The sequence below is a fragment of the Corallococcus sp. AB030 genome (genome assembly GCF_003668965.1).
Lineage (GTDB): Bacteria > Myxococcota > Myxococcia > Myxococcales > Myxococcaceae > Corallococcus > Corallococcus exiguus.
In genome coordinates, this window is sequence record NZ_RAWQ01000312.1 from 1 (window position 1) to 8,014 (window position 8,014).

Annotated in this window: 7 protein-coding genes; 4 read left to right on the forward strand and 3 right to left on the reverse strand. The window is 69.7% G+C overall.

Annotation, left to right across the window (positions count from 1 at the left end; all coding sequences use genetic code 11):
- Positions 1–40 precede the first annotated feature (40 nt).
- Positions 41–442: a MarR family winged helix-turn-helix transcriptional regulator gene (locus D7Y15_RS40845; RefSeq protein ID WP_233605283.1), complete on the reverse strand. Its 402-nt coding sequence runs from the start codon at positions 440–442 to the stop codon at positions 41–43.
- A gap of 207 nt (positions 443–649) precedes the next feature.
- Between D7Y15_RS40845 and D7Y15_RS40850 the strand changes: the two genes are divergently transcribed.
- From D7Y15_RS40850 to D7Y15_RS40860, 3 genes are read left to right on the forward strand one after another with little or no spacing between them, the layout of a single operon-like run.
- On the forward strand, positions 650–2,083 hold the full coding sequence (locus D7Y15_RS40850; protein WP_121755962.1) for a TolC family protein: 1,434 nt from the start codon (positions 650–652) through the stop codon (positions 2,081–2,083).
- Positions 2,084–2,109: 26 nt separating this feature from the next.
- The gene (locus tag D7Y15_RS40855) at positions 2,110–3,297 is read left to right on the forward strand and encodes an efflux RND transporter periplasmic adaptor subunit (RefSeq protein ID WP_120581209.1); all 1,188 of its coding nucleotides are present in this window, start codon (positions 2,110–2,112) and stop codon (positions 3,295–3,297) included.
- Between the two features lie 28 nt (positions 3,298–3,325).
- Positions 3,326–6,484 carry an efflux RND transporter permease subunit gene (locus D7Y15_RS40860; RefSeq protein ID WP_120581208.1) on the forward strand — a complete coding sequence of 1,053 codons (3,159 nt, stop codon included), beginning with the start codon at positions 3,326–3,328 and terminating at the stop codon, positions 6,482–6,484.
- A gap of 96 nt (positions 6,485–6,580) precedes the next feature.
- On the opposite strand, the gene D7Y15_RS40865 is transcribed toward D7Y15_RS40860, so the two are convergent.
- Together D7Y15_RS40865 and D7Y15_RS44990 are read right to left on the reverse strand one after the other, a co-directional pair.
- Positions 6,581–7,576 carry a hypothetical protein gene (locus D7Y15_RS40865; protein WP_233605284.1) on the reverse strand — a complete coding sequence of 332 codons (996 nt, stop codon included), beginning with the start codon at positions 7,574–7,576 and terminating at the stop codon, positions 6,581–6,583.
- Positions 7,577–7,656: 80 nt separating this feature from the next.
- A complete protein-coding gene (locus tag D7Y15_RS44990; protein WP_158629203.1) occupies positions 7,657–7,818 on the reverse strand; it encodes a hypothetical protein in 162 nt (53 codons plus the stop codon).
- Here D7Y15_RS44990 and D7Y15_RS46175 point away from each other — a divergent pair.
- Positions 7,817–8,014, forward strand: a 198-nt coding sequence (locus tag D7Y15_RS46175) for a hypothetical protein (RefSeq protein ID WP_233605285.1), incomplete at its 3' end; no start/stop codon positions are given. The genes D7Y15_RS44990 and D7Y15_RS46175 overlap by 2 nt on opposite strands.

Here is an 8,014-nt window from a genome sequence, read left to right on the forward strand (position 1 = left end):
GGCGGGACGGGCATCGCGCCCGGCCCTCCACCTCCCGTCGTCACCCGTTGTCGTTGTTGGAGGAGGGCGGCCCGCAGGGCGGGTCGTCCTTGCGCGGCGGATTCGCGGGCTCGTTGCCCAGCAGCTGGCACAGCCCCGTCTGCAGCTTCTCCAGGAGGCACGACAGCACCTCCACCTCCGGCGGCGCCAGGAACTCGCGCGCCTGGGCATCCACCCACCGCGCGGCGAGCTCCAGGGCCTGGATCTCCCGGCGCCCCGCGTCGGTGATCTCCAGGCGCACGCAGCGGCGGTTCTCCCCCGCGCGGCGCTCCACCAGCCCATCCTCCTCCAACCGGTCCACCAGCCGGCTCACGGCGGGCGCGTCGATGAGCAGCCGCTCCGCGATCTGCGCCTGGCTGTGGATGCCGTGGATTCCGATGTTCTTGAGCACGAGCAGCTGCATCAGCGGCCGATCCGTTTGCTCACCCACTTTTTGGGTGAGCAGTCGGACCACTGCGCGTCGCGTCGATGCCACTTGCTCAGCGATGGTCATGGGCGTAAGAGATGATTGCATTCAACAACGGTTGTCAATTACATCTTGACCGCGCGCAGGGAACCCGGGGTGGGTACCACCACTCGCTCCTGCCGGAAAGACCCGCCGCTCCAGAGTATGGCCACCTCCAGCGCCCTCCTCGTCCTCCTCCTCGCCGCCACGCAACAGGCGCCGTCCGCGTCTCCCGCCCCCCAGCAGCCCACACCTGACGCCAGCGCCGCCGCGTCCGCGCCGGCCCCCGTCCCCTTCCAGCCGAAGGTGGACGACCCCATGCTCACGCCCGTCCCGGCCGCGCCGGAGCAGGTGAAGACGTGGGATGACGCCCTCACCCGGGTGCGCCAGCGCTCCACGGACCTGCGCAACGCGGAAGCCGGCGTGTCGCGCGCGCAGGGCCGGTGGCGTCAGTCCCTGGGCCTTCTGCTGCCCAACGCGCGGGCCACCGCGGGCGTGGGCGTGGATGTGCTCCACCCGGACGTGCCCTCCGCCGCGGGCGGCGGCTTCGTGGGCGGCTCCAACACCGGCACCGGGGTGGCGGGTCCCAGCGCGCCCCTGGGCACGGTGTCCGCGTCCCTCACCCAGTCCATCATTGATGTGGGTGCGTGGCGGGGCCTGTCGTCCGCGAAGGCCTCCGAGTCCGCGTCCGTGGCCAGCCTCCAGGACGTGCAGCGCCGCCTCACCCAGGGGCTGGCGCAGGTGCTGGTGGCCACGGTGGCCGCCGAGCGCGCCGCGGAGGTCAACCGCGTGGGCCTGCGTCAGGCGCTGGAGCGCCAGGCCATCACCCAGCGCTCGTTCGAGCTGGGCGCCGGCACCCAGCTGGACGTGGTGCGGGTGAGCCAGGACGTGGCGGTGGCCCGGCAGGCGCTGGTGGCCGGGGACGAGCAGCTGCGCCGGACGCGTGAGTCGCTGGGCCTGTCCCTGGGCGAGGACCACGGCGTGGGCGTCAACCCGGAGTTCAACCTGGGCGGGCTGGTGGAGCAGACGCGCCAGGACTGCGCCCCCCTGCAGGACCTGGCCAACCGGCCGGACCTGGTGGCCCAGCGGGCCAACGTGGACGCGGCCCGGGAGAGCCGGCGCCAGGCTTCCGCCGGTTACCTGCCCACCCTGGGACTGAGCAGCACGCTGGTGGGTTTCACCACCGACCCCGGCTTTGGCCGCTTCGGCACCTGGAACGTGTCCGCGGTGCTGTCCATGCCCCTGTGGGAGGGCGGTCAGCGCGAAGGGCTCGTGCGCGAGCGCGCAGGCATTGAAGAACAGGCCGCCCAGTCGCTGGAGGCCAACCGCCGCAACGTGGGTGTGGAGGTTTCTCGCGCGCGGCGTGGAGTGGAAGTGGCCGAGGCGCTGTTGAAGACCGCTGCCGAGTCCGTGGAGCTGGCGGACCGGACGGACCGGCTCACGCGCCGGGCCTTCGAGGTGGGACGAGGTGGCAGTTTGGAGCTGGTGCAGAGCGGAGCCGCCCTCCGCCAGGCGCAGCTCGCGTTGGTTTTGAGGGAATTCGAGCTCGTCCAGGCCCGCCTGGACGCGTTCCTGACGGAGGCCCGGTGCGACTGGTGACGAGGGTACGCCCCCTGAAGGCGCTGATGACGAAGACGGTGTTGGGCGCGGCGCTGGTGGCTGGCGCGGCCGGGTGCTCGGGCAAGCCGGAGGCGAAGGCCGCTCCGCCGCCGCGCGAGGTGCAGGTGGTGGCGCTGGCGCCGCACGAGGTGCGGGACACCGGCGAGTACCTGGGTTCGCTCCTGTCGCGGCAGAGCGTGACGGTGCTGCCGCAGGTGAACGGCTACATCCGGAAGATCCTGGTGAAGCCCGGCCAGAAGGTGGAGGCCGGCACGCCGCTGATTGAGGTGGACGCGCGCCAGGAGACCGCGGCGCTGGACAGCGCGCAGGCCCAGCAGAGCTCCTCCGCGGTGGAGCTGGAGCTGGCGAAGCGCACCCTGGCGCGTACGGAGTCCCTCAACCGCGAGGGCCTGGCCAGCGTGCAGGAGTTGGAGCGCGCCCAGGCGGCGGTGAAGGCGTCGGAGGCCGCGGCGCGCGCGGCGGGCGCGAACGTGGCCCAGCGCCAGGTGCAGCTGCAGTTCCACGTGGTGCGCGCGCCGTTCGCGGGCACCATGGGCGACGTGCTGGTGCGCGTGGGTGACTTCGTGAGCGCCACCACGACGCTCACGACGGTGGCCCAGGCGGACGCGCTGGAGGTCAGCGTGTCGGTGCCGTCGTTCCGCGCGCGGTCGCTCAAGCCGGACACGCAGCTGGAGCTGTTGGATCAGCAGGGCCGGGTCATCCTCTCCAGCACCGTCTTCTACGTGGCGCCGCAGACGGACCCTCGCACGCAGCTGGTGGAGGTGAAGGCCGCCTTCCGCAACACGGTGGGCCTGCGCCCCAGTGAGCTTTTGCGGGCGCGGCTGGTGTACTCCACGCGGGACGCGCTCCAGATTCCGGCGCTCGCGGTGGTGCGCCAGAGCGGCCAGCCCTTCGCCATGGTGGTGGAGAAGAAGGACGGCAAGACGCTGGTGGAGCGCCGCCCGGTGGCGCTGGGGCAGCTGGGCGACATGTCCTACGTGGTGGAGGGCGGCCTGAAGCAGGGCGACCTCGTCGCGGTGTCGTCGCTGAACATGCTGCGCGACGGCATGCCCGTCATCCCCAAGCAGGTCTCCGTGAACAACGACGCATCCCCCCAGCCGACGGGCACCGTGAGGGCCGACGAGGTCCCCACCAACGCCCAGCTGCCCCGCTCCGCGTCCGGTGGCGGCGGCACCACCGGCGGCAGCCGCTAGCAGGCGAATTCAAGAGAGGCGCCACACCGTGTTCGTCGACTTCTTCATCCGCAGGCCTGTCTTCGCCATCGTCTGCTCCATCATCCTGACGCTGGTGGGCGTCATCGCCATCCCGACGCTGCCCATCGCGCAGTACCCGGACCTGGCGCCGCCGCAAGTCACCGTCACCAGCACCTACGTCGGCGCCAGCGCCGAGGTGGTGGAGTCCGCAGTCACCATCCCGTTGGAGCAGGAGCTCAACGGCGTGGAGGACATGCGCTACATCACCTCCACCAGCAGCAACGACGGCACCAGCACCATCACCGTCACCTTCGCCCCCACGCGCAACATCGAGGTGGCGGCGGTGGACGTGCAGAACCGCGTGAGCCGCGCCGCGGCCCGCCTGCCCGCGCAGGTGAACCAGACGGGCATCGTGGTGAACAAGGCCTCCAGCCAGATGCTGCTGACGGTGGGCCTGTCCTCCCCGGACAACCGCTACGACGCGAAGTTCCTCTCCAACTACGCGGACGTGAACCTCAAGGACGCCATCAAGCGCGTCCGCGGCGTGGGCGAGGTGCGCATCTTCGGTGAGCGCAAGTTCTCCATGCGCCTGTGGTTGGATCCGTCCGAGCTGGCGCGCCGGAACATGACGCCGCAGGACGTGGTGCGCGCGCTCCAGGAGCAGAACCTCCAGGTGGCCGCGGGCCAGGTGGGCCAGCCGCCGTCCAGCGACGAGCAGCCGTACCAGATTGCCGTGCGCGCCCGGGGCCGCCTGGTGGAGCCGGAGGAGTTCGGCGACATCGTGCTCATGCGCAACAACGACGGCCGCGCCGTCACGGTGAAGGACGTGGGCCGCGTGGAGCTGGGCGCGGAGAACTACAGCACCCTCCTGCGCTTCAACGGCCGCACCGGCGTGGGCCTGGCCATCTTCCAGCTGCCCACCGCCAACGCGCTGGACGTGCGCGACGGCGTCATCAAGGAGCTGGACCGCCTGTCGCAGTCCTTCCCGCCGGGCCTGGAGTACCGCGTGGGCACGGACACCACGCTCGCGGTGCGCGCCTCCGTCAACGAGGTGATCCACACCCTCATTGAAGCCATCGCGCTCGTCATCCTGGTCATCTTCCTGTTCCTGCACGGGTGGCGCAGCGTTCTCATCACCGCGCTCACCCTGCCGGTGTCACTCGTCGGCACGTTCGCGTTCGTCTACCTGATGGGCTTCTCCATCAACACGCTGACCCTCTTCGGCCTCACATTGGCCACGGGTCTCGTGGTGGACGACGCCATCGTGGTCATCGAGAACATCGAGCGCCTGATGGCGGAGCGCGGGCTCAGCCCGTTCCAGGCGGCGCGCGAAGGCATGAAGGAGGTGGCTGGCGCGGTGGTGGCCATCTCCGTGGTGCTGGTGGCGGTGTTCATCCCGGTGGCCCTCTTCCCGGGCACCACGGGCTCCATCTACCGGCAGTTCGCGCTCACCATCGCCGCGTCGGTGGCCCTGTCCACCTTCTGCGCGCTGACGCTCACGCCCGCCCTGTCCGCGCGGCTGCTCAAGCACCACCACGGCCCCAAGTGGGTGTTCTTCCGCAAGGTGGACCAGGTGCTGGACTGGACGCGCGACATGTACGGCAAGGGGCTGCGCAAGCTGCTGGTGCACCCGGTCATCGTGCTGGTGGCGTTCCTCGCCTGCATCGGCCTGACGGTGATGCTGTTCCGCTCCGCGCCCACGGGCTTCATCCCGGATGAGGACCAGGGCTACGTCATCATCTCCGTGCAGGGGCCGGAGGGCATGGCCCTCAGCCAGACGGAGAAGGTGCTCCAGGAGGTGGAGGCGGTGCTCAAGGCCCAGCCGGAGGTGAGCGTGATGTTCGCCATCGGTGGCTTCTCCCCCAGCGGCAACGGCTCCAACTACGCCACCGTCTTCACGGCCTTGAAGCCGTGGGAGGAGCGCACGGGCAAGGACCAGTCCGTGGCCGCGCTGGTGGAGCGGCTGCGCGGGCCGCTGGGCAAGATTGGCAGCGCGCGCGTCATCCCCTTCCAGCCCCCCGCCATCCGCGGCGTGGGCAGCGTGGGCGGCTTCCAGTTCATCGTGGAGGACGTCGCCGGCAACCACTCGCTGGAAGACCTGGCCAACGCCACGCAAGAGATGGTGCAGAAGGGCAACGAGGAGGGCCGCCTGCGCGGCGTCTTCACCCCCTTCAACGCCAACACGCCCATCCTGGACGTGGAGGTGGACCGCCAGAAGGCCAAGGCGCTGGGCGTGCCCATTGAGCAGATCTTCGGCGTGATGCAGCTCTACATGGGCAGCCAGTACGTCAACGACTTCAACTACGCCAGCCGCACCTACCGCGTGTACGTCCAGGCCGAGCAGCAGTTCCGCGACAGCCCCCAGGACATCGGCTCCTTCTACGCACGCACGGACGCGGGCGACATGATTCCGCTGGAGTCGCTGGTGAAGGTGACGCCCATCGTCTCCGCGCAGGTCATCAAGCACTACAACCTGTTCCGCTCCGTGGAGATCAACGGCCAGGGCGCGCCCGGCGTGTCGTCCGGCCAGGCGCTGGAGGCCATGGAGCAGGTGGCCCAGGCGGCGCTGCCCCAGGGCATGTCCTCCGAGTGGACGGGCATCAGCCTGGAGCAGAAGGAGTCCGGCGGGCAGACGATGATCATCTTCGGCCTGGGCATCCTCTTCGTGTTCCTGGTGCTGGCGGCGCAGTACGAGTCCTTCAGCCTCCCGTTCGTCATCATCCTGTCCGTGCCGCTGGCCATCATGGGCGCGCTGGGATTGCAGGTGGCGCGCGGCTACGCGAACGACGTGTTCTGCCAGGTGGGTCTGGTGATGCTCGTGGGCCTCGCGTCCAAGAACGCCATCCTCATCGTGGAGTTCGCGGAGCAGCTGCGCGAGCAGGGCAAGAGCGCGCTGGAGGCGGTGGTGACGGCGGCGGAAGTCCGCCTGCGCCCCATCCTCATGACGTCCATCGCGTTCCTCCTGGGCGTGGTGCCGCTGATGACGGCGTCCGGCGCGGGCGCGGCGGCGCGCAACTCGCTGGGCACCGCGGTGTTCGGCGGCATGCTGGTGTCCACCATCGTCAACCTCATCTTCATCCCGGGCCTCTACATCCTCATGCAGAAGGTGCGTGGGGACGCGAAGCGGTCCAGCGGTGAGGAGGAGACGCCCACTTCGCACGAGCCCGCCCCGGCGCACGCGCCGTGAGCTGACCTGGCAGTGCAGCGCTGAAAAACAGACCGCCCTCCCCTTCCGGTACGCGAAGAGGAGGGCGGTGGTGTTTTCGGGGCTGCTCGTCGCGCGTCAGATTTCGTGGGCGGTCTGCTCGTACACGATGACGTGGCGGGACTCGGGCAGCAGGATGATGTTGAGCGTGCGCCAGTTGTCGCCGTTGGGGCCGGTGCTGAACTCGCGGAAGTAGCTCTTCACCTGCGCGTTCGCGGCGCTCTCGCCGTAGGTGTCCAGGATGGCCTGGTGCAGCGGCTGGAACTGCAGGTACATCCGCGGCAGGAACGCCGCGTAGGTGTACGTGCCCGGGTTCGGGTCGTTGCGGTAGCCCTTGTACTCGCTGCGCGCGAGCACCGCCGCCGCCGCCGCGTCCAGCGAGGCGTGCGTCGAGTACGGCCACGCGAAGTCATACCGGTCCAGGAAGGAGTACATGTCCTCGCGGTACGCGTTGGCCCCGCCGAGCACCGCGTTGAGGGTCCCGTCGAGCGGGAACGCCGCCAGCGTCACCGGGGCATTGGCCGGCGCCGGAGAGGGGTTCGCCACGCACGCGCCGCCCACGCAGGAGGCCTGGAGGCGGTACTGCTTGGCCAGGCCGTTGCTCCAGCCCACCACCACCAGGTACTCGCCCGCCTGGTTGAAGGTCGCGAGCGGAATCTTGCTCAGCTCGCCGTAGCCGGAGTCGTCGTCCCCGTAGAGCGGCATGAAGCCGTAGCCGTACTGCGTCTTGGGACCGTACACGTACAGGCCGGTGTCCACGCCCATGCCGGTGCCCAGGTGGGTGACCTCCAGCGCCACCTGCGTGTTCGCCGCGACGTTGAGCTTGAAGCCCTCGTAGTTCGCGGACGTGCCGGTGTTCGACGTCACCGCGCCGCCCACGGGCAGCGTGCCCGCGATGTACAGGTAGCTGTCGAACGGAGCGGGCGGAGCCGGCACCAGCTGCTGCGTCGCCGTCGTCACCGTGTCGCCGCCCTCGGGGGCCGGGGTCTGCTCCGGCTGGCCGCCACAGGCGCCCATCAGGCCCACCGCGGACATGCCCAGCACCGCGCTTCGCACTGCCGTTCCACGCATCATCGCGTCCACCTTCTCAAGGAGGGCGGGGGGACCCGCCCTGGGAGTGAAACGCCTCCCTGTGACAGTTTGGAGCCTGGAACTCAAGCAACAGATGAAACACAGGCGCCCTTGGTGATTGGAGAGGGATTGCGGGCATGCTCCCGCACCCGCAGGAAAGCATCGCGTGCAGCGAAGGCCTGTGGACTCTGGGCAAGGAAGCGCTCCACGATGGCTTCGAACATGACAATGATGGCTTCGAACATGACAATAGAAAGACCCCCCTCTCTCGAGTTCGTCCTGGAGCGTGCCCGGGAACGAGCCCGTCGCGAGGAGTTGGCCCAGGCCCTGGCCGAGAGAGAGGGGGATGTCAGCGTCACGGAGCGACTGGTGAATGGCCGCTGGAGTTGGCTGCGACTGGCGGGACTGCTGCTCGCGGTGGGCTGCGCCTCCCTGCCCGCC